General features: G+C 45.1%; 27 protein-coding genes. 13 read left to right on the plus strand and 14 right to left on the minus strand.

Annotation, left to right across the window (positions count from 1 at the left end):
* Positions 1 to 45: 45 nt before the first annotated feature.
* The 9 genes from OH460_RS22520 to OH460_RS22560 form a co-directional block, all read right to left on the minus strand.
* Positions 46 to 1,590, minus strand: coding sequence for an HAL/PAL/TAL family ammonia-lyase (locus OH460_RS22520; protein WP_008218206.1), 1,545 nt, complete (start codon positions 1,588 to 1,590; stop codon positions 46 to 48).
* Complete coding sequence (locus OH460_RS22525) at positions 1,568 to 3,367, minus strand: glycosyltransferase family 2 protein (RefSeq protein ID WP_269999573.1); 1,800 nt, start codon at positions 3,365 to 3,367, stop codon at positions 1,568 to 1,570. Before OH460_RS22525 ends, OH460_RS22520 begins: the two co-directional genes overlap by 23 nt.
* Complete coding sequence (locus OH460_RS22530) at positions 3,360 to 3,722, minus strand: ApeI family dehydratase (RefSeq protein WP_061034120.1); 363 nt, start codon at positions 3,720 to 3,722, stop codon at positions 3,360 to 3,362. Before OH460_RS22530 ends, OH460_RS22525 begins: the two co-directional genes overlap by 8 nt.
* A gap of 88 nt (positions 3,723 to 3,810) precedes the next feature.
* A complete protein-coding gene (locus tag OH460_RS22535; RefSeq protein WP_269999574.1) occupies positions 3,811 to 5,199 on the minus strand; it encodes an AMP-binding protein in 1,389 nt (462 codons plus the stop codon).
* Between the two features lie 6 nt (positions 5,200 to 5,205).
* The gene (locus OH460_RS22540; RefSeq protein WP_269999575.1) at positions 5,206 to 5,763 is read right to left on the minus strand and encodes a septation protein IspZ; all 558 of its coding nucleotides are present in this window, start codon (positions 5,761 to 5,763) and stop codon (positions 5,206 to 5,208) included.
* Entirely contained in the window at positions 5,763 to 6,020 is a 258-nt protein-coding gene (locus OH460_RS22545) for an acyl carrier protein (protein WP_004739745.1), read from the minus strand. The genes OH460_RS22540 and OH460_RS22545 overlap by 1 nt, the downstream gene beginning before the upstream one ends.
* A gap of 10 nt (positions 6,021 to 6,030) precedes the next feature.
* Entirely contained in the window at positions 6,031 to 6,291 is a 261-nt protein-coding gene (locus OH460_RS22550) for a phosphopantetheine-binding protein (protein WP_004739743.1), read from the minus strand.
* Between the two features lie 105 nt (positions 6,292 to 6,396).
* A complete protein-coding gene (locus OH460_RS22555; protein WP_269999576.1) occupies positions 6,397 to 7,167 on the minus strand; it encodes a lysophospholipid acyltransferase family protein in 771 nt (256 codons plus the stop codon).
* On the minus strand, positions 7,168 to 7,932 hold the full coding sequence (locus tag OH460_RS22560) for a beta-ketoacyl synthase chain length factor (protein WP_269999578.1): 765 nt from the start codon (positions 7,930 to 7,932) through the stop codon (positions 7,168 to 7,170).
* Positions 7,933 to 8,004: 72 nt separating this feature from the next.
* Between OH460_RS22560 and OH460_RS22565 the strand changes: the two genes are divergently transcribed.
* Genes OH460_RS22565 through OH460_RS22575 form a run of 3 tightly spaced genes read left to right on the plus strand, consistent with a single transcriptional unit; the run spans position 8,005 to position 10,764 of the window.
* Complete coding sequence (locus OH460_RS22565) at positions 8,005 to 8,394, plus strand: hypothetical protein (RefSeq protein WP_269999579.1); 390 nt, start codon at positions 8,005 to 8,007, stop codon at positions 8,392 to 8,394.
* A 29-nt stretch (positions 8,395 to 8,423) separates the two neighbouring features.
* On the plus strand, positions 8,424 to 9,497 hold the full coding sequence (locus OH460_RS22570) for a methyltransferase (protein WP_105059159.1): 1,074 nt from the start codon (positions 8,424 to 8,426) through the stop codon (positions 9,495 to 9,497).
* Positions 9,498 to 9,522: 25 nt separating this feature from the next.
* Positions 9,523 to 10,764 carry an NAD(P)/FAD-dependent oxidoreductase gene (locus tag OH460_RS22575; RefSeq protein WP_269999581.1) on the plus strand — a complete coding sequence of 414 codons (1,242 nt, stop codon included), beginning with the start codon at positions 9,523 to 9,525 and terminating at the stop codon, positions 10,762 to 10,764.
* 121 nt (positions 10,765 to 10,885) lie between these two features.
* Here OH460_RS22575 and OH460_RS22580 read toward each other — a convergent pair whose 3' ends face one another.
* Positions 10,886 to 11,392, minus strand: a complete 507-nt coding sequence (locus OH460_RS22580) for a Fe3+-citrate ABC transporter substrate-binding protein (protein ID WP_269999583.1) — start codon at positions 11,390 to 11,392, stop codon at positions 10,886 to 10,888.
* 139 nt (positions 11,393 to 11,531) lie between these two features.
* Positions 11,532 to 12,665 (minus strand): flagellar assembly protein FlgT, encoded by a 1,134-nt coding sequence (locus tag OH460_RS22585; RefSeq protein WP_269999585.1) that lies wholly within the window; start codon positions 12,663 to 12,665, stop codon positions 11,532 to 11,534.
* Positions 12,666 to 12,857: 192 nt separating this feature from the next.
* Between OH460_RS22585 and OH460_RS22590 the strand changes: the two genes are divergently transcribed.
* Together OH460_RS22590 and flgP are read left to right on the plus strand one after the other, a co-directional pair.
* Positions 12,858 to 13,493: a FlgO family outer membrane protein gene (locus tag OH460_RS22590; RefSeq protein WP_032498316.1), complete on the plus strand. Its 636-nt coding sequence runs from the start codon at positions 12,858 to 12,860 to the stop codon at positions 13,491 to 13,493.
* 9 nt (positions 13,494 to 13,502) lie between these two features.
* A complete protein-coding gene (gene flgP, locus OH460_RS22595) occupies positions 13,503 to 13,934 on the plus strand; it encodes a flagellar assembly lipoprotein FlgP (protein ID WP_008218224.1) in 432 nt (143 codons plus the stop codon).
* A gap of 233 nt (positions 13,935 to 14,167) precedes the next feature.
* Here flgP and OH460_RS22600 read toward each other — a convergent pair whose 3' ends face one another.
* The 3 genes from OH460_RS22600 to flgA all read right to left on the minus strand — a co-directional run bounded on the left by OH460_RS22600 (position 14,168) and on the right by flgA (position 15,898).
* Complete coding sequence (locus OH460_RS22600; RefSeq protein ID WP_004739725.1) at positions 14,168 to 14,593, minus strand: flagella synthesis protein FlgN; 426 nt, start codon at positions 14,591 to 14,593, stop codon at positions 14,168 to 14,170.
* A gap of 62 nt (positions 14,594 to 14,655) precedes the next feature.
* The gene (gene flgM / locus OH460_RS22605) at positions 14,656 to 14,973 is read right to left on the minus strand and encodes a flagellar biosynthesis anti-sigma factor FlgM (protein ID WP_061034108.1); all 318 of its coding nucleotides are present in this window, start codon (positions 14,971 to 14,973) and stop codon (positions 14,656 to 14,658) included.
* A gap of 178 nt (positions 14,974 to 15,151) precedes the next feature.
* The gene (gene flgA, locus OH460_RS22610; RefSeq protein WP_032498317.1) at positions 15,152 to 15,898 is read right to left on the minus strand and encodes a flagellar basal body P-ring formation chaperone FlgA; all 747 of its coding nucleotides are present in this window, start codon (positions 15,896 to 15,898) and stop codon (positions 15,152 to 15,154) included.
* Between the two features lie 77 nt (positions 15,899 to 15,975).
* Between flgA and OH460_RS22615 the strand changes: the two genes are divergently transcribed.
* The 8 genes from OH460_RS22615 to flgG all read left to right on the plus strand — a co-directional run bounded on the left by OH460_RS22615 (position 15,976) and on the right by flgG (position 22,706).
* Positions 15,976 to 16,902 (plus strand): chemotaxis protein CheV, encoded by a 927-nt coding sequence (locus tag OH460_RS22615; RefSeq protein ID WP_004739721.1) that lies wholly within the window; start codon positions 15,976 to 15,978, stop codon positions 16,900 to 16,902.
* An 11-nt stretch (positions 16,903 to 16,913) separates the two neighbouring features.
* Positions 16,914 to 17,741: a protein-glutamate O-methyltransferase gene (locus OH460_RS22620; RefSeq protein WP_008218231.1), complete on the plus strand. Its 828-nt coding sequence runs from the start codon at positions 16,914 to 16,916 to the stop codon at positions 17,739 to 17,741.
* Between the two features lie 255 nt (positions 17,742 to 17,996).
* Entirely contained in the window at positions 17,997 to 18,392 is a 396-nt protein-coding gene (gene flgB, locus OH460_RS22625) for a flagellar basal body rod protein FlgB (protein ID WP_004739719.1), read from the plus strand.
* A 4-nt stretch (positions 18,393 to 18,396) separates the two neighbouring features.
* Complete coding sequence (gene flgC, locus OH460_RS22630) at positions 18,397 to 18,810, plus strand: flagellar basal body rod protein FlgC (RefSeq protein WP_008218235.1); 414 nt, start codon at positions 18,397 to 18,399, stop codon at positions 18,808 to 18,810.
* A 17-nt stretch (positions 18,811 to 18,827) separates the two neighbouring features.
* Positions 18,828 to 19,541: a flagellar hook assembly protein FlgD gene (flgD, locus tag OH460_RS22635; protein WP_008218237.1), complete on the plus strand. Its 714-nt coding sequence runs from the start codon at positions 18,828 to 18,830 to the stop codon at positions 19,539 to 19,541.
* Between the two features lie 49 nt (positions 19,542 to 19,590).
* Positions 19,591 to 20,895, plus strand: a complete 1,305-nt coding sequence (flgE, locus tag OH460_RS22640; RefSeq protein WP_008218239.1) for a flagellar hook protein FlgE — start codon at positions 19,591 to 19,593, stop codon at positions 20,893 to 20,895.
* A gap of 251 nt (positions 20,896 to 21,146) precedes the next feature.
* Positions 21,147 to 21,896: a flagellar basal body rod protein FlgF gene (locus OH460_RS22645; protein ID WP_004739714.1), complete on the plus strand. Its 750-nt coding sequence runs from the start codon at positions 21,147 to 21,149 to the stop codon at positions 21,894 to 21,896.
* Between the two features lie 21 nt (positions 21,897 to 21,917).
* Positions 21,918 to 22,706: a flagellar basal-body rod protein FlgG gene (gene flgG / locus OH460_RS22650; RefSeq protein WP_004739713.1), complete on the plus strand. Its 789-nt coding sequence runs from the start codon at positions 21,918 to 21,920 to the stop codon at positions 22,704 to 22,706.
* The last annotated feature ends 25 nt before the right edge of the window (positions 22,707 to 22,731 follow it).

Here is a 22,731-nt window from a genome sequence, read left to right on the forward strand (position 1 = left end):
ACTTAGCTACTTTATGAAGTTAACTACTCTATGAGTAAAGTTCTTTTAGTAAAGTGACCAATGCTGATTTTGAATACGAGCAATAAAGTGGCGTAGATCGCCTTCAAGCGGGCGGTCCTCGACTATAAACTCAAACTCTTTCAGTACTTCGTCGCGAATGTGCTTGAGATTCTCACTCATGTGGTGCTCATCAAGTTCATTGTGGCGTTTACGTAGTTCAAGCGCTTGCGTACCAGCCAGAAGTGACGCTGCCGCGACTTGTTCGGTTAGCTCTAGAACACGTAAACAGTCACGAGCAGCAATGGTGCCCATGCTTACTTTGTCTTGGTTGTGACACTCAGTTGAGCGAGAGAACACACTTGCAGGCATGGTGTGTTTCAATGCTTCTGCTGTCCAAGCTGACACGCCGATTTGTACTGCTTTGAAGCCGTGGTTGATTGGCTTACGTTCGCCTTCAGCACCCGTTAGATTGAATGGCAGACCGTTGTTGAACTTGTAATCCATCAGCTGGGCCATTTGGCGATCAAGCAGGTCAGCAAGGTTGGCTACGGCAGTTTTTAGTGTATCCATTGCCATTGCGATATGACCACCATAGAAGTGTCCACCGTGCAGTACGCGTTCGTTATCACCATCGATAATTGGGTTGTCGTTGGCACTGTTTAACTCGTTCTCGATCATCTGGCGAAGCCAAGGTAGAGAGTCCTGAACTACACCGATAACATGGGGTGCACAGCGCAGAGAGTAACGATCTTGTAGGCGGTCACTGTTACGTGGCGGGCGATCTGCTTGCAGATCATCACGAAGCCATGCCGCAACCTGTTGTTGGCCTGGATGAGGTTTCACAGCAAACAGCGCTTCATCGAAGTGGAAGTCATTGCCGTGCATACCGACCGATACCATAGCCGTGATCTTAGTTGATAGCTGAGCTAGGTATTCTGCACGCTTATAAGCGATGCACGCTAATGCTGTCATTACAGATGTGCCATTCATCAATGCCAAGCCTTCTTTTGGCTTAAGCTTGATAGGGCTAATGCCTAGCTCTTTGTAGACGTCACTGGTTGGGCGCACTTCACCTTTGTAGATGACATCACGCTCACCAATCAACGCGGCTGCTAAGTAAGACAGAGGTGTTAAATCGCCACTGGCACCCACCGACCCTTCTTGAGGAATACGTGGTGAGATATCTTGGTTGATTAGGGTAACGATCTGGTTAAGCAGATCATGAGTCACACCAGATACGCCTTGTGATAGCGAACAAAGACGAGTTGCAAGTACCGCACGTGCTTGCTCGTGAGACAGTATGTCACCCAAGCCACAACCGTGGAAGCGTGTTAGGTGAAGAGGTAGTTCATCGACAAGGCTTGGCGGAATCGCAACCGTACAAGAGTCACCGTAACCTGTTGTTACGCCGTAAATCACACCTTCTTCTTTAAGTAGGCGCTCTAGGAATGCCACACCGCGGTCGATTTTTGAAGTGAACTCGTCACTGGTGTTCATCGAGGCTTTTGCGCCCTGTGAGATAGCGACAACATCCTCAATTGTGAGGCGTTCGGCACCAAAGGTGATGCTATTTGGATTCTTTTTCGTCATGGTGCTTGCTCAATGTCCAAAAATTAAAAAAGTTATACCACTGAAGCGGTGCTTTCAGTGTGTAGTGCTGAAGTCGGTCTGCGTATTGTTGAACGACTTGCTTTAAAGATTGTTCGCGTGTTTTTCTGGGTAGCTCGATTCTGTCGCTAAAATGCTCGAAATAGACATTAAAGTGCGGCTTTACTTGCGAATCGTCACGTAACCCAAATAGCAAAAATACGGGTGCTTTGAGTACAGAGGCTAACATAAATGGCCCTTGAGGGAACGGCGCTTCCTTACCCAAGAACTCTGCCCATACCGAGCGGCTCTCTTTGCTGGTGGAAGTTCTATCCCCGACAATCACGATCCACTCACCTTGTTCTAACTTCTGCTGTAAAAGGATAGCCGTATCAGGCCCCATGGAAGTCACTTGAATTAGGTTTAGATCTGACTGCGGATTAACCGCTTTCATTACTGAATTAAAACGCTCTGCGTGTTCTGTAAAAACCAGCGCATTGATTTTGATGTTTGAGTGTCTGCGACCTAAAGCGCGACATAATTCAATGTTGCCTAGGTGTGAGCCTAAAATCAGCACACCTTGCTTATTTGCCACCATGTTTTCGAATTGGTCTTGGCCATAGATGGTGAGGTTCTCTACTGAGAAATCACCTTTCCATGCCGCGAGTTTGTCGAGCATGGTATGCCCAAACGAAAGCAGATGGTTGTAGCTGGTTAGTTCGCCGGGCAACTCAATATTTTGCTGTTCCGCATAGGCCTTCAACTGAAACAAGTATTGCTCAGAAGCGTTTCGCGCGCGCTTGCCCGTTAAGTGGTAGTAACGCATGACGGCACGCAGAATGAGGTTGAACACACCGCGACCTAACAAGGTATAAATGGCTAATAACAGTTTGATACCTAACACGGTGCCGCGTTCCTGGGTGCGAGACCAGTGCGGTTGCTCTGAAGTTTTCAGTTCTGAAACCGCTGTTGAACCTAGGTTACTTTCAGTAGAGTCAGATTTGAAATGGCGAGCAATCAGCTTTGGTGCTCTTGGCAACATGCCGAAGAACAGGCGTGTATGCATCCAACTGATTTTGATGTTATCCCACAATGCATCGAAATGAGAGATGCCGTTTTCAGGATAGATGACTCGAGTTTCAACGAAGTCTATGTCGCAGCCTTCCCAATACAGGCGAACTAGAATTTCGATATCGAAGTCCATTCTAGAGCCAACATCGTATTTGCTAAGTACCGCTTGTGTTTGGTTGATAGGGTACGCTCTAAAGCCGCACATGCTGTCTTTAATTGATAAAGAAAGGGTTTCTATCCATACCCAAATGTGTGTCGCGTAGCGCCCGTACAGTCTCGCCTTGGGCACACTCTCGTCGTAGACAGGCTGGCCTGATATCAGACGTTGTGGCTTAGCTTGTGAGGCCTCAATTAATGTTGGTAAGGCTTCAAGGTCGTGTTGTCCGTCAGCATCAATTTGAATGGCGTGGCTAAAGCCGAGTTCGTGTGCTTTTTTGATACCGGCCTTTACTGCACCGCCTTTGCCTTGGTTCTGCTCAAGTGTCACCAAGGTTACGTGTGAGTGCTCTGCAAGAGGAGCCAGAAACTGTTTTGTGGTCAGTTCACTGCCATCGTCGACGATGATGATCGGCAACTCAAAGTGATGGAGCGACGAGACCACAGTAGGCATGGTTGCGCCATGGTTAAAGCACGGGATAAGGAAGCAAGCCTTGTAGCTGCTTTCTTCCGTTAGGTGTTGAGAATTAGCCTCGACGGGAGCGCTATTCACTTTTTTCTCCCAACTTCATTTTGCCTGAAGAGTGGGTCTGTTCACCGTTGTTCGAGGTGTAACTAAAGCTCAGCTTGTCTTTGTCAGCATCCCATTTGAGTGATAGCTGGATTGTAGCGTCAGGCAGGATAGGCTCTTGGAACTTAATGACTTCCATGCCTTTAAAGAAACCAGGAACGCCTAACTCTTGGACTGCGTAGTGAAGTGCCCAATCAATTTGCGTGACGCCCGGTAGAATAGGGAAGCTCTTGAAGTGTCCCTTAAAATCGGTGATATCTCCGCTAACATGAAGTGTTAGGGTCGATTCATTTTCTACCGTGTCTACAGCAATGATGTTTGGTTTTCTTTTATCCATAGGGCGTGCTTAGAATCCTTGGGCAAATATTGGTTCTTTGACAAAAATATAAAAAGATAATCTCAGTGTAAAATACGATCAGCGGTTTCTATGATTTTATTAGCTGTTCTATGTGAGATGTTAATCGTTTGCCTTGGCTGTTGAGAGGAATCTCATCAACAATACGATACTTTCGTGGGATAGCGATTGGCTCTAACCACTTTCTGAGCTCTGTACGCAGCATCAACCAGAATTTACCTTTGCTCGTGGTCGATAGAGCGGCTTGGCCTTCATCTGATAATACCAAAACAGAGGCTAAGATTAATCGCTCAGGCTCCTCAAATGGAATCACCACGCACTCACTTATCCAAGGCAGTTGCTCCAGTCGTTTCTCCACTTCAACCAGTGATACTCGTTTTTCTTCTATCTTGATCACTCGGTCGGTTCGGCCCTTCAATATGAATTGATTCTCCGAGACCATCTCGCACTCATCAGCGGTTTGATACCAGTTGTTCTTATCGATATACGGCGACAATAACTTAATGCAATTCTCACTGTTGAGACTAGCCTCAATACAGTCAAAAAGCTGCCAAGGGGTTTGAGCGCTCTCTTGTTGGCGAAAGGCGATGCCACCGGTCTCTGTGCTGCCAAATACCTCGATAGGTAAATGTCCTAGTAGATCTCGTGACTGGTGAGCCGACTCGGTAGGCAATGGGCCACCCGAAGAGAAGATTCCTGCAAGTTGTACCTTGTTGGTCTCATGCTTTAATCGCTTCAGTAGTGCAGGGCTGCTGATCAGAACACAGTTTTTATTGGCATGAGACAGAATTTGTTCAGGGTACTCGAGGTTGTTGCGAGCAAACGGAATACCAGAGCAGAGTGGCCATAAAATTCTAAACAGTAAACCATAGATATGTTGGTGCGAGACCGTACTTTGGACTCGGTTATTCTTGAGTAATTCGCCCCAGTTTTTGTTTAACTGAGCGGTCTCAATATCTAGGTGTTCTAACGTTTTATCTATCGCTTTTGGCGTACCGCTGGAACCTGAAGTAAACAGAGTTAATGGGACTGTTGCCAAATCAATGGTCGTAAGAGCACCGATTAGAGGCTTTTGTAGTTCGGTGCTTGAGTCCAATAAGGTTTGGATATTGCGAACGTCACTCACCTCAACTTCGCCAATCGAGTCATCAACTAGCAGGCAATCAAACTGTTCACTTAACTCAGCAAGTGCACAAGGTTGGTAGTTACCCGGTAAGATGATGTGTTTGTTCGCTGCTGCACACGCTAAAAATGCTATCGAAAATAGGTAGCTATCTTGGGTACAAATCGCAACTCGTTGAAAAGGGGATGAAGATAAAAGGTGCACGAGTTGAGATAAGTCGTCGTTAAAGGTTTGCCACGTAATTTCACTATTGTCGTCAAAGCAGACAATAGATTCAGGGGCTCTGTTCTGGCTGAGAAGTTCAGACAACGAGGTGTAAGATACGGTTTGGGTCATAACAATTTAACTCTGACGAATGCGCTGTCTTACTACCCATTCCCCTGCAAAGAGCACCCCTGCAAACAGATAGCTGAGTAAGCCATTGTATAGGGTCCATACTTCTAGCGGTTGGAAGCAGGTGTAAAAAGCAATAGAGCCGTTGATAACGAAGAACAAGCACCAGACTTTGGTGACTTTTCTGGTGTAATCAATGCCACTTTGTGGAAGCTCAGGCTCTTGAAGGCGAGCAAGACGTTCGATGATCGTTTGTGGTTGCCATAGGCTTGAAGCAAATAAAGCCAGCATACAAACATTAACGATAACGGGATAATAGGTTAGCCAGCCATGCTGCTTAAAGGCTAAACCTAATGTCAGCAGAACAATACCAGCACTTCCACTGATCCAAGCTAGGTGTTTTAGCTCTTTGATTTTTGCCTGGCCGCCGGTAAAAATGCGAACAGCAAAGATAACGGCCAACACGATACCCACGGTTTGCAGGCCAAACTTGTTGAGTCCAAAGTAAACCGCTATTGGATATGTGAAAAGTATGATTGCCGACAGCAAAGTCAGCAGAGGACGCATTATGCGTCCTTCAATAGTTCAACCACAGACTCTACAACGTCATTAACGGTGCGCACTGCTTTGAACTCTTCAGGCTTGATCTTCTTACCTGTTACGTTCTGTAGGTGAACGACCAAATCAACCGCATCAATGCTGTCTAGGTCTAGATCAAGATAAAGATGAGCTTCTGGTGTGATATCTTCAGCATCAAGCTCGAACAGCTCAATCAGCGCATCTTTAACCTGGTTGTATACTTCTTGTTGGTTAGCTTGTGTCATAAAGATCTGTCTAGTTGTTCGTTTGAGATGAGATGTAATTCGCTAGGTTTGCAACCGATGCAAAATGCTCGCGAGTGTTTGAATCATCAGCATCAATTACGATGTTGTACTTCTTCTTGATAGCAAGGCCAAGTTCTAGTGCATCAATAGAATCTAGTCCTAGTCCATCACCAAACAGTGGAGCTTCCGTTTCAATCTCATCAATGCTCATGTCTTCAAGATTTAATGCGTCGATGATCAGTTGTTTCAGTTCGTTGTGTAATGTTTCCACTTTGGCCTACTTAATGCTTTGTCTGAATGCTGCTTTAAGGGGGCGATTCTACATTATATGAGGTATTTCCGAAATGCCGATATCGCCTGTTATGTTATTGATACGCTAAATGTTTTCTTCGGAAGGGAAAATTGTTTGTGCAAGATGATGATTAAGGCGTCTTGCTGCCGAAGTTAAATTATTTGAGCCTTCAATAAATGGTGCAACTTCTATTTTACCTTTCACCGCGACATGAAAAAAGGGCTTCGTCACAGGAACTTGATACCATTTTTTCTCTTTCGTTAAGAATGTCGGAGAAACCGTAATATGAATCACCCGTAAATCGGTTTGTGTTCGGGTGGCAATTTGTGCCGCACCACGCTGTAAGGATGGTTCAATTCCGGGCGTTGTGCGAGTGCCTTCTGGAAAAACAAGTAGCACATTCCCGCGCGAAAAGCGCTCTTCACAGCGTTCTAAAAGATCGTCAGGTGCTTGGTTGGGAATATATCCCGCCGCTTTTACAATCCTTTTCATAAATGGGTTTTCCCAAATGGCCGCTTTAACGAGGCAGTCGCATTGAGGAAGCTGAGACGCGATCAGCACATAGTCAATCAAGCTTGGGTGATTGGCGACGATGATGCAGTTGCGATCTTCTCGCAGTAGTTCCGCACCATCAATTCGGTAATCAATCGCGCCAGTGAATTTCATGATCTGGCAGAACGCATTGAATGAGAAACGAATCAATCGCTGGGCCTTAAGCTCTCGTTGAATTGTGTCTGACGTGATGAGGGCGATCGATGGCAAGATCAAGAAGCTAAGCACTAAGCCTCCTAAACCGAAGATGGCAAAGCAGAGGCCTGTCGCGAATACTCGCCAATATTGGTCGACCTTGCTCATTTATACTGCTCCGGCTTTTGCGTTATTCACCCAAGTCCAATCTTGGTGTTTACCTGCTACTGTCCAACTCTCTGAGTTCTGAAGGATGTTCTGTAGCGCTTGCAGGCCTTGAGGCAATTCAGCTACTGAGCTTTCGCTAGTTACGGCTTTTGATAACGATACGTTTCTTGATACCGAGTAGTCATTGCCAGAGGTAAGCACTAAGCCCAGCGCATAGTCGGCATAGCTTTGAGTTTCGAACTCTTGATAGAGCTCTGGTAGAGGTTGGTCGAAATCGATAACTAAAACACGATGCGATGGATATTGATTCAGGTAAAGATAGGCTTCAATCAAAGCGTTGTGGAAAGTATCTTGGCCGGCCGCGATAGAGGTCAGAGGGATTGGTGCTTTCGCTGCGATGGTAGTTAACCCTGCGGCTGTATTATGCACGGACTGTGAAAACGCCATTGGCGAGGCATCATCACCTTCCAATATCGACTGGATCAAGGTTGCGGTTCGGTGCAGTTCACCATGTCGACTGGCAAAAACCAGATAATCAATCGAGTTGTCTCTTAAGAGTGTCAATGCAGTTTGAACGGCCAATTTACTTTGTAGGCTCATTCGGCGGCGCATCATCGGTGGGATCGCTTTAAATTCAGTTGAGCCATCTTGCGGCCAATCTAAATTAGTGCTCCAGGCTTGCCATTCGGCATCAGAATTGAGACCAGCCGAGTTTGCAGACCATTTCTCAATATTAAACGACATTAATTGGGATTGATTTGACATAGAGTATTGATTTGCTTTGGGTCTAACTAAATACTATGCGTGCTTATAAATAAACACAGGTAAGGAATTTAAATGAAATTACTAACAATAGCCGTTTCAATGTTATTCATATTGGTTCTTGCAGGGTGTGGACGTGTCCAGCCTGTAATGAATGTTGAGGATACTCCAGTTGCACATAATCTTCAAAGTAAACAGGTGAAATCAGCTATTTATGAATCTGCTGAAAATCGAGGCTGGTTAGTTTCTGAGATTAAACCTGGTTTGATCCGCGCTGAATTGTATGTTCGTTCACATCACGCAGTGGTTGATATCCCTTATAACGACAAATTTTACTCTATTCTTTACGTTGAATCAGAGAATTTGAAGTATGACGATGGTGAAATACACCGTAATTACAACCGCTGGGTTAATAACTTAAACGTTGATATTAAACGTAAGCTTGCACAAATGGCAGCTGAGTAACCCTCTATTATTTATAAGTTAGGTTTTTCGTGTCGGAATATAAATTAGATCCATTCAATGCATTAGAAGCAAAAACAGAAGCACAAAAATTATCTTTTGCTCCTATTGTTTTTCATACTGCTCGTACACTTCGTGATTTAGGTATTTTAAAAGCGCTCGATGATGCGGGGAGCGATGGCTTACCTGCTGAGACTATTTCAGAAATAACAGGTGTATCTGAATATGGTGTGAAAGTGTTACTTGATATGGCGCTTAGCGCTCATATTGTTGTTTGGGAAAAGCCTAACTATAAGATAGCCAACCTTGGTTTCTACCTGTTGCATGATGGCATGACCAACGCAAACATGGATTTCACAGCTGATGTTTGTTATGCCGCGATGATGCACCTCACTGAAGCGATTGAAGAGGGCACTCCTGCTGGTTTGAAGGAGCTAGGGGATTGGGAGACGATCTACCAAGGCTTGTCTCAATTACCTGAAAAAGCGAAAGAGAGCTGGTTCAAGTTTGATCACTTCTACTCTGATCGCTCATTCCCTGTTTTGCTTGAGAAGGTTTTCAGCAAGAAACCTAAATCGCTGGTGGATATTGGCGGCAATACCGGTAAGTGGGCAATGCAGTGTTGCAACCATGATTCTGATGTTGAAGTCACGATTGTTGATTTGCCACAGCAGTTAGAAATGGCAATGGCGAACGCTAAGCAACATGGCCATCAAAACAGAGTGACGCCTTTCCCGGCCAACATGCTAGATAAGCAACAAGCGCTGCCAACGGGTGCGGATGTGTGGTGGATGAGTCAATTCCTCGATTGTTTCTCGCCAATGGAAATCCTTAGCATCTTAAAGCGTGTCCGCTCTCATATGTCAGAACAAGCGACCGTTTATATCCTTGAATTATTCTGGGATGCACAGAAATACGATGCAGCTTCGTATAGCTTAAACGCGACTTCGCTTTACTTTACGTGCTTGGCAAACGGCAACAGTCGTTTTTACCGCAGTGAAGATTTCTTAGAGATAGTTGAAGAAGCTGGCTTTGAAGTGGTGACTCGCACCGATGATATCGGTCTTGGTCATACGCTTCTTGAATTGAAAGCTAGCGCGCAATAACACATAACAAACATGGCTAAAATTAATGAAAAAACTGTCTACTCAAGTAGTGATCATCGGAGCTGGGCCATCAGGGTCTATTGCCGCGTCTTTATTGCACAAGAAAGGCATCGATGTTCGAGTAATCGAAAAGAGCGTGTTCCCTCGCTTCTCAATTGGCGAAAGCCTATTACCCGCTTGTATGGAAGTGATTGAACAAGCTGGCATGACCTACGCGGTGACCAAGGCTAACTTCCAATACAAAGATGGCGCCGCATTTCGTAAAAATGGCGTGTACACCGCGTTCAATTTTGAAGATAAGTTATCTACAGGGCCGGGAACCACTTTTCAGGTTCAACGTGGTGCTTTTGATAAGGTGCTTGCAGATACTGCTGAGGCACAAGGCGTCACTATCGATTACCAGCATGAGTTGACGGGCATTAATTTTACCGACGGCAGCACTATTTTAGATGTTCAAGTGCTTGATGGAGAAAGCTATCAGCTAGAAGCACAGTACGTTTTGGATGGCAGTGGTTTTGGTCGAGTATTGCCGAAGATGCTTGATCTGGAAGAGCAATCATCACTTCCACCTCGTAAAGCTATTTTCACGCACATTAACGATCATATTGCTGAGGTGGATACTGAGCTAGAATACGATCGAAATAAAATTCTAATCTCTGTGCACCCAACCAACCCTGATGTCTGGTATTGGTTGATCCCGTTTAGCAACGGTGTTTCTTCATTTGGTGTGGTAGGGGAGCCGAAGTTCTTTGAGTCTTACCCTGAGGATAAGATTGCCGCGATTAAGCAATTGGCAATGGAAGAGCCGGGTTTGGCTGAAATATTGGCAAACGCTGAGTACCCAAACCCTGCGGGTGAAATCGGTGGTTACTCTGCCAACGTTAAACACCTTGCAACTGACAAATACGCACTACTGGGTAACGCTGGTGAGTTTCTTGACCCTGTGTTCTCGTCAGGCGTGACGATTGCTATGAAGTCGGCGCAGTTTGCGGTTGATTGTGTGGAAAAGCAGCTCAATGGTGAGACGGTCGATTGGGAGCGTGAATACGCGGATCCGCTGATGGTTGGCGTAAACACCTTCAGAACGTACGTTGAAGGTTGGTACTCCGGTACTCTGCAGGATGTGATTTTCTATCAGGATCCTAACCCTAAGATTAAACAAATGGTGTGCTCGATTTTAGCGGGCTACGCATGGGATCAAACCAATCCTTATGTGAAAGATTCAAAACGCCGATTGACGACACTGGCAGAGATTTGCCGAAGCTAGATGGTCTATTTAGTGCTTTGTAATCGTGATAGTTCTATCTAATTGCTCTAAAAATAAAAACAGCCGCAGATGCGGCTGTTTCTGTATCTGATTCACTAGGTAAACTGATTGGAATTTAAGGCTACTTCAGGTCGATGCTGTTGAGGCGTCCCATGAATATGAGTAAATCAATCACGTCTTTGTGAGCGTCAAGTAGTGCGCGCTTAGTTTGGCTGTATGCGGCCAGTCGACCGTGCTTTCTGATGGAGCAGACCTTGGTTTTGTATTTGTAATCGCCGTTATCGGAGAACACGCGCCATTTGGCGATATAGCACTCATCACGATGTTCAGGGTCAGTTTGTGTTGGGTTTGGCTTGAATACAATCTTAGGCTCTAAACTATGCGGAAGGCGCGTCATTAAGTAAGGCTCCTTGAGAACCTTCTTCCAAAACTTACCCCAAAGCTCTTTACCCAGCTCGTCTCTCAATTTGATGGTTTTCTTGAGTGCTTTTTCTTCGCCCATACGAACAAAACCGATAGACCGGTGCAGCACCGTGTCTTCTGGTGTGTGGATGTGGATCTTAAAAGCGGTCTTACCTTTCGAAATAAAGCGATAGCCGGTAGCACCAATTAGATTATTCTGACTCATAGCTTGCTAAATGATGATTATGTTATTAGTAAGGTTACGACAAATACGTAAAAACCGAAACTAATACCCTTGAAAAAATTAAAGCCTTAACAGAGGTGCTAAGGCTTTATTAGAAACTATGAGTTTAGAGTGCTGCTAACTACATGATTTTTTGCATCACATCACCAATTTGAATGCTTCCCGCCAGGCTTGGCTGATCAATCGTCAGTTCAGCTTCGTTCTCGTAGACGCGAGAAACAGTCAGTGTGATATCGCTTTGCGAGACTTTATTGCGAGGTAAACCTCGCTGATCGATAAACGAACCTGTGTGCCATAGCTGCAGTTGGTCACCCTGTTGTACGCCATGCATTCGGCCTAAATCAATGGTCACTGTGTTACCGAAGACGGCTGCAACTTCAGGAAGCGTGATCTTACAAGACACTTCAGACTCTAAGTCCAACATGATGTTACGGCTAACACGAAGCATCATGCTGCCGTAGGTCGATGCCCAGAAACGAGCACTGCGAGTGTCAACTTCACTGGTTTTAGCAAATGGCCACTTTGCTACTTCACGATAGCTACGGGTGTAGATTTGATGACCTGTCTTACCATCAAATACTTGCATCTCTAATGCAAACTGACGGTTGATGATGTCATCTTTTAATAGCTTGGATTCGATGGTTGCCGTTAAATCGGTAATGTCACCACCGATAATGTATTGCGCGCCCGTGTCTTGAGCGATCATCTTGATCACTTCAGGTTGACGTTTGTCGATGTCGTAATTGGTGGTACCGACAGAAACAAAGCTGCGAGACTCTTTTGCTAGCTGCCTATCAACCACGTGGCCGAAATCATCACCGATGTTGTAGATTCTTCCCATCACGGCTTGTTGTGGAGAGGTGACATCGATATTCCCCACCAAGAAGGTTTTCTTGTATTGGCTCTCATGGCAAGCATTTGCCGAAGGGTAGATGTCGACTCTTGCGGTGATCATTAAATTGCCACCGCGTTTCTTCTCTTTATCAACCAAGATGTAGCGTACTTCGTGGTTAGTAAATTGGTATTCCTTTTTCTTCCCATCGAGATAAGGCGTCAGGTTCGCAATACTGCCAATGTCAGCCCCCGAGAACTGAACGGCCTTATAGACCGCGTCTTCCAGAGCGTGGATCCTTGCCGTCTCTTCTGACGAGACGATAGTTGCGGTACCGGTAACTTCATACCATGAGGCATGAGCACTGAAGCTTATGATTATCAGTGAACCTATTGAAAATAAGTAAGAAATTATTTTTTTCATCTATTCGTTACCAGTTGGGTATAAATATTGCTTAACAAATAACTATAAGCTTGAAGCTGACTTAAGTGCGTTTTTCTTAATCTGAACCATTAATGAAAAGCAAAGACTGTTCCAACATTGTAATCCATTGAAAAGAATAATGGCGAGAACATATTGGAACAGGTAGCACTAAAACTATCTGGAGATTAGAGAATGAAAAAATGGCTCGTAGTAATGAGTGTCATGTTGCTGACATCATGCGCTTATTCGCCGATCTATAACGGCAAGACTGAGTATGCCGGCAGTCAGTTCATGCTGATGGACAGCCCTCGTCACACCATGGATTTCTTCGTTGAAAGCATGACTGAAGACTTGATCGTGTCGAACACCAGTATCTCAGCAAGAACGCCTATCGCGATCACCTCGTTTGTTGACCTGCAACACATGGACACAACAAACTGGCTTGGTAATTCAGTATCTGAAGGTTTCATTCATCAGTTTCAGCGTCGTGGCTTCAAGGTGGTCGATTTTAAAACCACGGGTTCTATCCAAGTGACTCATCAAGGTGACTTTGCGATTAGCCGTGACTGGAAAGACTTAGCTCAAGAGCAAGACGTTCAATACGTACTAACGGGTACTATGCTGCGCCAAGAGGGCGGTGTGCTTGTTAATGCTCGAGTGGTGGGCATGCAAACTCGTATTGTCGTGGCTTCGGCACAAGGCTTTTTGCCTGCAGACCGTATTGGCCGTGACCTCGATACTCTGAACAGTATTCGAACTCAAGATGGCGTGATCATTCGTTCTGACCCAACGATCAGTCAGCCTTATACTGTTATTCTTCGCCCTTAGGAGTTCGAGATGAAGAAGTTAATATTTGTGGTTGCTGCTTTACTGCTTGTTGGCTGTCAGCCTTTGCAGAGCATGAGACCAGACGATTTCTTGGTTGCTGTTGGTTACGCGAGTATCAGTGAGCAAAAAGGTCGCAACGACGAAGAGAAGCGCATCCGTGCGATGAGAGCCTCTAAGATCGATGCCTATCGTGAACTTGCGGAACAAGTTTATGGGATGCGAGTCAGTGGCCGTGCTGAACTTGAAGACCAACGCCTTGGTACAGAGCGCACATCAGGTGCGGTTGATGGGGTTATCCGCGGTGCAGAAGTCGTGCGCAGTTACCCAGTTGGCGATAGCTATGTGACTGAGCTTCAATTGGATATCCGTAAGATGGATCAGCTACGTAACTACGGTGAAGTTCAAGCAGTACCAGAGAAGAGACAGCAAACACTGTTCTAGTATCTGTGAAGAAATGAATGATATTGGTTGTCAGTCGCTTTCCAGATGGCGTATCGGCAACCAATAACTTATATCAATGAGAAAGCGGCAAGTATGAAAATACTTGCCGCTTTTTTGTTTATCGTGGTTATGGGTGTACTTTCAGGAGTGTGGCTTTTGATTGGAGTCGAAATATAGATAGTCTGAGATATAGATAAGAAAGGGCTAGTGGCGTTGTCGAAGAGGCAGCTTGTCTAAGCTTTTACGTTGGTTCCCAACGTTGAAATAGTGTGCGTTTGACCGCCGGCGTTGTAAGTCATGCCAATTTTGCCGTGGCTTTGTTGCATCATGTTGCTGAGTTTTTTGAAGCTGAGGTGTGCTCGATTTAGGGCTTCGCCATTCACCAGGTTCGCTTGATGACAATCGTGCACAATAGACTTGATGGTTGAGACTAACTGAGCAAGTTCAGGATTCTCGGTCAGTTCTGAGATATTGCTATGGGCAGCGATGCGTTGATCGGTTGATCTTAGCTGTTCGACAAGGACCACTTTTTCCTTGGCAATTCGCTCAATATCTGTCGATTGTCGGCTTGTAATAGCGGTTTTCTCTGAACTTAGTAGCTCAGATAAGGCTTTGGCATTTTGAAGTTGGAAATTAACTAAATCTGCTAGTGCCGCCATAACGTAACCTATCAATAATCTTGTGTGTCTTAAGTTAAGCACTCAGTACAAGAGGGGAGAACTTAAAGACCTTTTAATTCGTTTTCGAACTTCATCATATTGTCGGCCAGTTTTTCTGGGTCAACTGTGTATGAACCGTTCGCGATCGCTTCTTTGATTGCTGCAACTTTTGCAGAGTCAAAGCTTGGGTTTGCTGCCATGTCTTGGTGGAGTTGGCCGATCGCTTTGCCTTGTTGGCTTAGTGAAACCGCATCTTTGCTCGCTGGTGATTTAGTTGAAACATCAGAGCGTGATGACTCGGAACTAGAATCAGAGCGTACTGCTGATCGGTTAGTGGTCGTTAGGGTTTGCCCTGAACGAATGTTATCAATGCCTGCCATAGTTAAGCCTTTTTCTTCAAAAATGGGAACCTGTACAGTCAATATCGACCAAGGGTTCGATTACTTTAGCAATTTTTCGCTCTTTAGTCGAAAAGGGATATAACACTGAAGCTACGTATTTCAATGCTAGAGTCGAAAGCGAAATAGCTAACGGTACCGCCAATTGAGAAGTAGAGAGTTAAAAGTAAACCGTGACTTCAGACATGTTGGTAACAATACCTTCAATTATACGCTGTGATTTATCATTTTTCACTCTTACTTGATCACCCATAGAGCCATCAGTTAGCGCTGTGCCTTTAGTCGTAATGGTCATGCCACCTTTTACTGCCTGTATGATAACCTTCTCGTTTCGACATACGACACAAATGTCACCCCTTTCGACAACGTCACCCGGCCTTAGGTTCTTTTTTACCTTGGCGCCGATAACTTGCTCTGGAGCGGTGAAGCCTTGGCGACGGAATTTGTTAAGAGAAATCATCGCGGTTGTCACATCGTATTGACCGATAATTTCGCCTCTCGCTAGTGCTCGAGTAGTCGTCACAAGCGGCACCGACATCGAAAGACGTACCGGTACATAAACTCGCCACTCATCAGGAACACATTGCACTAAAACCGTAATACTGCTGCGGGTATTGGTGGTGGTTGAGGCACTTGTCTCAAGAGGAACCGGGCAGTCTGTTGCTTTGATTCTTGAGTCAACATTTGCTGAATTAACAAAGAGTTCGCCGCCTCGTGGCTGTTCAACGGTATCAAGGATGTGTTGCTCGGCCGCAGACTGAATCATCTCAATTTGTTCTGGGGTCGCAGCTTGCACAAAAAAACTAAACAATATTGATAAAATGCCGATAAACTTAGCGACAGTTTTAAAAGTAGCTCTACACATTGCTATGGAAAGAGGTGGCAAATTTGTTTTATAATACGTCATTCCGTTTCTCTGGTGGTTCGTAGCCTGCAGTAGACTAACACTTTTTATACAAAAAAGTTTGATATGGAGATGAGCTCATGACGGGTATTCTTGATTCGGTGAATCAGCGTACGCAACTCGTCGGTCAAAACCGATTAGAATTACTAACCTTTCGCCTAATGGGGCGTCAGCGTTACGGCATTAATGTCTTTAAAGTAAAAGAAGTGCTTCAATGCCCTAAGCTGACGAAGATGCCAAACTTGAACCCACTGGTTAAAGGTGTCGCACACATTCGTGGCCAAACGATCTCTGTGATCGACCTGAGCTTAGCGATTGGTGGCCGTCCGACAACGGATGTTGAAAAGTGTTTTGTGGTTATCTCTGAGTTCAACCGAACCATTCAAGGTTTCTTGGTAAGTTCAGTAGAGCGCATTATCAACATGCACTGGGAATCGATTCTCCCGCCGCCAGATGGCGCTGGTAAAGCGAACTACCTGACAGCGGTAACCAACATCGACAATGAATTGGTCGAAATTCTTGATGTTGAAAAAATCCTAGCTGAAATTTCGCCTGTTGATGAAACCATGGACAGCAAGATTGCTGAAGAAATCGCAGAAGTAGAACAAGAAAAAGAACTCGTTCGCCGCATCTTGATTGCTGATGACTCAACCGTTGCACGTAAACAGGTTCAACGCGCTATTGAGTCGATTGGTTTTGAAGTGATTGCCGTGAAAGATGGTAAAGAAGCCTACGAGAAACTGATGCAGATGTCAGCAGAGGGCAGTATTTACGATCAGATTTCATTGGTGATTTCAGATATCGAAATGCCAGAGATGGATGGTTATACGCTGACTGCTGAGATTCGCCGTCACGCTGAACTAAAAGATTTATACGTAATTTTACACTCATCTTTGAGTGGTGTATTTAACCAAGCCATGGTTGAGCGTGTAGGAGCAAACTCCTTCATTGCTAAGTTCAATCCTGATGAGCTTGGTGCAGCCGTTAAAGCTGCGTTAACTAACTAAAAGAGACATTAATGACTGCTATAACAATAAGTGATCAAGAGTATCGCGATTTCAGCCGTTTCTTAGAATCTCAATGTGGCATTGTATTAGGTGACAGCAAACAGTACTTGGTGCGCAGTCGTCTAAGCCCATTAGTAGCAAAGTTTAACCTAGCTTCGCTGTCTGATTTATTGAGAGATGTAGTAACGGGCCGAAACCGTGAGTTGCGAGTGGCAGCAGTGGATGCTATGACGACGAACGAGACACTTTGGTTCCGAGATACTTACCCGTTTGCTGTGCTTGCGGATAAACTTCTACCGGAAATAGCGGCAAATAAACGTCCTATTAAGATTTGGTCTGCGGCAAGTTCTTCAGGCCAAGAACCATACTCAATGGCAATGACGGTGCTTGAGACTCAAGCTCGTAAGCCAGGTATGCTGCCAAATGTATCGATCACCGCAACGGATATCTCAGCAAGCATGTTGGATATGTGCCGCACTGGCGCGTATGACAACCTTGCTTTAGGTCGTGGTCTTTCTCCAGAGCGCCGTCGTACCTTCTTTGAAGATGCAGGCGATGGACGCATGAAAGTGAAAGACAACGTGAAGCGCATGGTGAACTTCCGTCCACAGAACCTGATGGACAGTTACGCACTTCTGGGTAAGTTCGACATTATCTTCTGTCGTAACGTACTGATTTACTTCTCTCCAGAGATGAAATCTAAAGTGCTTAACCAAATGGCGAACAGCCTGAACCCGGGTGGTTACTTGCTTCTGGGGGCGTCTGAGTCGTTAACTGGATTAACGGACCGCTTCGAAATGGTTCGTTGTAACCCAGGTATCATCTACAAATTGAAGTAATTGCCGCCACCTAAATATGGTGTGACATTACTGAATAATTTTAAAACCCAGCCAAGTGCTGGGTTTTCTTTTTCCGGCTTAACCTATATCTTTAAGTCAGAGTGACATTCCAATTTACTCTATTTTTTGGCTTGTATATTGCAAGTTTACCCACGAGTAACCTGTAAAAGTATAAATAGACCACTTCGTTTTAAAAGTTGGTATATATATTGCTTTGGTTATTTTATAACAGTCAGTTCTTGAGTTGAGGTTTAGATGGCTATTTCTTTTGATAATGCTTTGGGCATTCACCAACACACAGTTGGTGTACGTGAGCGTAACGCTGAGGTGCTTTCCACCAATATCGCGCAAGCAAACACGCCTGGGTATAAAGCAAAGGGATTAGACTTTAAGAAATCACTGCAGGCGGCAAGTTCTGGGGCAAGCATTGGTCTTAGCCGCACAGACGGTCGGCACATTTCTGCCGAAACGACGGTGAACGGGGAAACGAAGTATCGAATTCCTACCCAACCTGATACAGGAGATGGCAACACGGTTGATTTGGATTTGGAAAGAAACCTTTTCATGCAAAACCAAATTAGGCATCAAGCCTCTCTCGACTTCCTTGGAAGTAAGTTCAAGAATTTAACTAAAGCGATTAAAGGGGAATAATTAGATGAGCTTATTTAATGTATTCAATGTGACTGGTTCTGCGATGAGTGCTGAATCTGTTCGTCTAAATACGACCTCGAGCAACCTTGCAAACGCGGACAGTGTAAGTAGTTCTGCTAAAGAAACTTACAAGGCTCGCCACGCAGTGTTCGGCGCTGAGTTAAATCGAGCACGTAACAGTGACCACACTGTGCCTGTGAAAGTATTAGGTATCGTGGAAAGCGATAAGCCGCTGAGCGCGGAGTACAACCCAGACCACCCATTAGCGAACAACGAAGGCTTCATCTACAAGTCTAACGTGAACGTTATGGAAGAGATGGCAAATATGATTTCGGCATCACGTGCGTACCAAACGAACGTACAGGTTGCTGACTCGAGTAAACAAATGCTGCTGCGTACGCTGCAGATGGGTCAATAAGGATAAGGAGGTAGCACATGGCTGGAATCAACAACAATGTTGGTCAAAGCGGCTTGTCCTATGTTGACCAGCTGAAGAGTCTTCAAGATGGCGCTAAGAAGCCCGACGAAACAACAGGTAAGCAGGATCTTAAGCAAGAAGATTTCTTATCTTTGTTGACTAAGCAACTAGCACAGCAAGACCCTTTTAAGCCGGTTAGCAATGACCAGATGATTGCGCAAATGGCTTCATTTGCGACCGTTGATGGCATCGGCAAAATGAATTCACAGTTTGAAAGCTTGAACTCATCGATGACCTCTAACCAAGCACTGCAGGCCTCCTCTTTGGTTGGTCGTGATGTGTTGGTTCCTGGTGCGGCAGGTGTAAAGCAAGGTGATGGCGGTATGGCGGCAATGGTTAAGCTTCCTCAAGCGATGGACAATGTTATGGTCCGTGTTGAGAACGAAGTGGGCCAATTAGTTCGCACTTTTGATATTGGCTCTAAACCTTCAGGCGATACACGTGTTGAATGGGACGGAAAAGACGAAGACGGTAACCCATTGCCGGCCGGTAAATACAACGTGAAAGCGTCGGGTTTACTGGATGGCGAGAACACAGAGTTCCAAGTTTCCAGCTATGCGAACGTGAACAGTGTGCTTCTTGGTAAGGGTGATGGCAACGTACTACTCAATCTGGCTGGTTTCACATCGCCAGTACGACTTGCTGAAGTACTAGAAGTTGGTAAAGCGTAGCTCTTAAGTGAGTGAACATGCTAGCTAGATAGATTAGGAGAATATTGGAATGTCATATGTAGCTTTAAGCGGCCTATCCGCTGCACAATTAGACCTGAATACAACCAGTAACAACATTGCGAACGCAAACACATTTGGCTTTAAAGAGTCTCGTGCTGAGTTTGGCGATGTTTACTCAAACTCGTTGTTCACAAACGCAAAAACGACGTCAGGTGGTGGTGCGCAAGCTAGCCAAGTGGCGCAACAGTTCCACGAAGGTTCAAGTATTTATACAAACAACCCAATGGATCTACGCGTAAGTGGTACAGGTTTCTTTGCGGTAGCGAAAGACCGTATGGTGCCAGAGATTAACGAACTAACACGTAATGGTGCATTTCACCTAAACAAAGACAACTACATGGTTACGGCTAACGATGAGTTTCTTTTAGGTTACGATGTTGATCCAAACTCGGGTGAAGTTCTTTCTTATGCGCCAAAGCCTCTCGACATTCCAGCTGAATTTGGTAAGCCAAAGCAGACAGAAAACATTGAAGTAGGGGTTAACCTTCCTGCAAACGGTGACCTTAAAGATCCGGCTGCATTTAACTTCAAAGATGCTGATACCTATAACCGTGCAACGTCTTCGACGGTATACGATTCTATGGGCCAGTCTTACAAGTTAACGACTTACTACCTCAAAGATCAGACGCAACCAAATACTTGGCAGACGTACTACACCATGACTGATGAGACTGGCGAGAAGCCACTCAACATTACTGGTGGTGATGCAACGAATGCTCAAGGTCATGTTGGTCATACAATGAAGTTCAACAATGACGGTACGTTAGCAAGCTTGAACAGTGGTCAACCGATAAACTCGGACCCACTAGGTGCTGGTGCGAACCCAATCGACTTGAACGGTGCAGATCCAACACAAGTGCTTAAGTTTGGTCTAGATTCTTCAACCCAATTTGCGGCTCCGTTTGAACTGACTAAGTTTGATGAAGATGGTGCAACAACAGGTTTCTTAACCAAAATCGATTTCGATGAGTACGGCAGTGTTCTAGGTACTTACTCAAATGGTGAAAACGTAATGCTTGGTCGTGTTGGCCTAGTACGCGTACCAAACGAGCAAGGTCTGGATAAGAAAGGCGGTACCCAGTGGGATTCTACTAACGACTCAGGTGACAAAATCTGGGGTGAATCGAATAAAGGTTCATTTGGTAGTATCAACAACGGCTCACTTGAGCAGTCGAACATCGATATGACTCAAGAACTGGTTGATTTGATTTCTGCTCAACGTAACTTCCAAGCGAACTCGCGTTCTCTAGAAGTACACAACCAACTACAACAGAATATTCTTCAGATTCGTTAATCGTTTCTAACGTTTGAATCATCTGTGAATACCCAATTCAATGTTATTGAATTGGGTATTGTTGTTTGCTTTTTTATTTGCCGCCCTTATTGCCGCCCGGTAATGCCACTGGCAACAATTCTTCCTCAATGATCCTTTTGTGATCACCTTTCTTGTTTGTTTTTCATTTAAATTGTTGATAAATAACAGTTAAAAATATTGGCACAGTGTTTGCTTTATTAGCCCCAGAAGATGATTTTTGGAGCAAAATTATGGATCGCGCACTGTTTCTTGCCATGAGTGGCGCTAAGCAAAATATGCAAGCTTTGCAGCTACGTGCAAACAACCTTGCCAACGTAAGTACAACGGGTTTCCGTGCTGATTTAGCACAAGCGCGTTCAATGCAAGCGTATGGCGAAGGTATGCCTACTCGTGTTTTCAGCATGACAGAGCGTCCGGGACATAATTTTGCACAGGGTAGTGTGGTTACCACTGGCCGTGATCTTGATGTCACTATTCAAGGTGATGGTTGGATTTCAGTGATGGACAACACTGGTCGTGAAGGCTTAACACGTAACGGTAACCTAAAGGTTGACCAAAATGGTTTGCTGACCAATGCAAGTGGCCATTTGGTATTGGGCGAAAACGACGCGCCAATCACACTGCCCATCCCAATCAGTAAAGTCGAAATTGGTACAGACGGTACGATCTCAGTCATTCCTCAAGGCGCTCCAGCTGAGGAATTGGAGGTCGTTGATCGTATTAAACTTGTACGTCCAGATAATCAAAGTTTGTTTAAAGATACGAATGGTCTATTCCGTTCGAAAAACCCAGATCAGGCATACGAAGCAGATGCAGCGGTAACGTTGCTAAAAGGTGCGGTCGAAGGCAGTAACGTAAATGCCGTAGGTGAAATGACCAGCCTAATTGACTTACAACGTCAGTTTGAAATGCAGGTCAAGATGATGAGCACAGCAGAGGAAATGGACAAGTCGTCTGATTCACTGCTTCGTATGAGCTAATAGAATTTAAAGGAAATTGCTATGCATCCAGCATTATGGGTAAGTAAAACAGGTTTAGACGCCCAACAAACCAATATTTCAACGATTTCAAACAACCTTGCCAACGCCTCGACGATTGGTTTTAAAAAGAGCCGTGCGGTATTTGAAGATCTGTTCTACCAGAACATCAACCAGCCTGGTGGTCAGTCTTCTCAGAACACTGAATTACCAAGTGGCTTGATGCTAGGTGCGGGTTCTAAAGTGGTTGCGACTCAAAAGGTTCACACTCACGGTAACGCACAAACAACGTCGAACAGCCTAGATATGATGATTGAAGGCGACGGTTTCTTCCAAGTTGAGATGCCAGACGGTGAAACAGGTTACAGCCGTAATGGTCAGTTCACATTGAACGGTGACGGCGCAATCGTGACATCGGGTCAAGGTTACCCGCTACAACCAGAAATCGTTATTCCTGAAGATGCAATCTCAGTGACAGTAGGTAACGACGGTGAGGTATCGGTTCGTCTCCGTGGTGAGCAAAACAACGTAGTGGTAGGTCAGATCACTATTACTGACTTTGTGAACCCAGGCGGTTTAGAACCAGTAGGTCAAAACCTTTACTTGCCGACAGGTGCGAGTGGTGACCCACAAGAAGGTGTACCAGGCTTCGATGGCTTGGGTAACATCCGCCAATCGATGTTAGAAACATCGAACGTAAACGTAACCGAAGAGCTTGTGAATATGATCGAAGCTCAACGTGTTTACGAAATGAACTCGAAAGTTATCTCGTCGGTAGACAAGATGATGAGCTTTGTTAACCAACAGCTGTAATCGGTTTATTCACCGCTTACTGGTT

Source organism: Vibrio sp. Makdt, assembly GCF_027587015.1.
GTDB classification, from domain to species: Bacteria; Pseudomonadota; Gammaproteobacteria; order Enterobacterales; family Vibrionaceae; genus Vibrio; species Vibrio chagasii_B.

Bases quoted from the DNA above. Each gene is read 5' to 3' on its own strand.
- OH460_RS22545 (WP_004739745.1), bottom strand. From the start codon at position 6,020: ATGACACAAGCTAACCAACAAGAAGTATACAACCAGGTTAAAGATGCG.
- OH460_RS22520 (WP_008218206.1), bottom strand. From the start codon at position 1,590: ATGACGAAAAAGAATCCAAATAGCATCACCTTTGGTGCCGAACGCCTC.
- OH460_RS22565 (WP_269999579.1), top strand. From the start codon at position 8,005: ATGAAATTACTAACAATAGCCGTTTCAATGTTATTCATATTGGTTCTT.
- OH460_RS22620 (WP_008218231.1), top strand. From the start codon at position 16,914: ATGACTGCTATAACAATAAGTGATCAAGAGTATCGCGATTTCAGCCGT.
- flgC (WP_008218235.1), top strand. From the start codon at position 18,397: ATGAGCTTATTTAATGTATTCAATGTGACTGGTTCTGCGATGAGTGCT.
- OH460_RS22600 (WP_004739725.1), bottom strand. From the start codon at position 14,593: ATGGCGGCACTAGCAGATTTAGTTAATTTCCAACTTCAAAATGCCAAA.
- flgE (WP_008218239.1), top strand. From the start codon at position 19,591: ATGTCATATGTAGCTTTAAGCGGCCTATCCGCTGCACAATTAGACCTG.
- OH460_RS22615 (WP_004739721.1), top strand. From the start codon at position 15,976: ATGACGGGTATTCTTGATTCGGTGAATCAGCGTACGCAACTCGTCGGT.
- OH460_RS22535 (WP_269999574.1), bottom strand. From the start codon at position 5,199: ATGACCCAAACCGTATCTTACACCTCGTTGTCTGAACTTCTCAGCCAG.
- OH460_RS22560 (WP_269999578.1), bottom strand. From the start codon at position 7,932: ATGTCAAATCAATCCCAATTAATGTCGTTTAATATTGAGAAATGGTCT.
- flgD (WP_008218237.1), top strand. From the start codon at position 18,828: ATGGCTGGAATCAACAACAATGTTGGTCAAAGCGGCTTGTCCTATGTT.
- OH460_RS22555 (WP_269999576.1), bottom strand. From the start codon at position 7,167: ATGAGCAAGGTCGACCAATATTGGCGAGTATTCGCGACAGGCCTCTGC.
- OH460_RS22540 (WP_269999575.1), bottom strand. From the start codon at position 5,763: ATGCGTCCTCTGCTGACTTTGCTGTCGGCAATCATACTTTTCACATAT.
- flgG (WP_004739713.1), top strand. From the start codon at position 21,918: ATGCATCCAGCATTATGGGTAAGTAAAACAGGTTTAGACGCCCAACAA.
- OH460_RS22645 (WP_004739714.1), top strand. From the start codon at position 21,147: ATGGATCGCGCACTGTTTCTTGCCATGAGTGGCGCTAAGCAAAATATG.
- OH460_RS22590 (WP_032498316.1), top strand. From the start codon at position 12,858: ATGAAAAAATGGCTCGTAGTAATGAGTGTCATGTTGCTGACATCATGC.
- OH460_RS22575 (WP_269999581.1), top strand. From the start codon at position 9,523: ATGAAAAAACTGTCTACTCAAGTAGTGATCATCGGAGCTGGGCCATCA.
- OH460_RS22580 (WP_269999583.1), bottom strand. From the start codon at position 11,392: ATGAGTCAGAATAATCTAATTGGTGCTACCGGCTATCGCTTTATTTCG.
- OH460_RS22585 (WP_269999585.1), bottom strand. From the start codon at position 12,665: ATGAAAAAAATAATTTCTTACTTATTTTCAATAGGTTCACTGATAATC.
- flgB (WP_004739719.1), top strand. From the start codon at position 17,997: ATGGCTATTTCTTTTGATAATGCTTTGGGCATTCACCAACACACAGTT.
- flgM (WP_061034108.1), bottom strand. From the start codon at position 14,973: ATGGCAGGCATTGATAACATTCGTTCAGGGCAAACCCTAACGACCACT.
- OH460_RS22530 (WP_061034120.1), bottom strand. From the start codon at position 3,722: ATGGATAAAAGAAAACCAAACATCATTGCTGTAGACACGGTAGAAAAT.
- flgP (WP_008218224.1), top strand. From the start codon at position 13,503: ATGAAGAAGTTAATATTTGTGGTTGCTGCTTTACTGCTTGTTGGCTGT.
- flgA (WP_032498317.1), bottom strand. From the start codon at position 15,898: ATGACGTATTATAAAACAAATTTGCCACCTCTTTCCATAGCAATGTGT.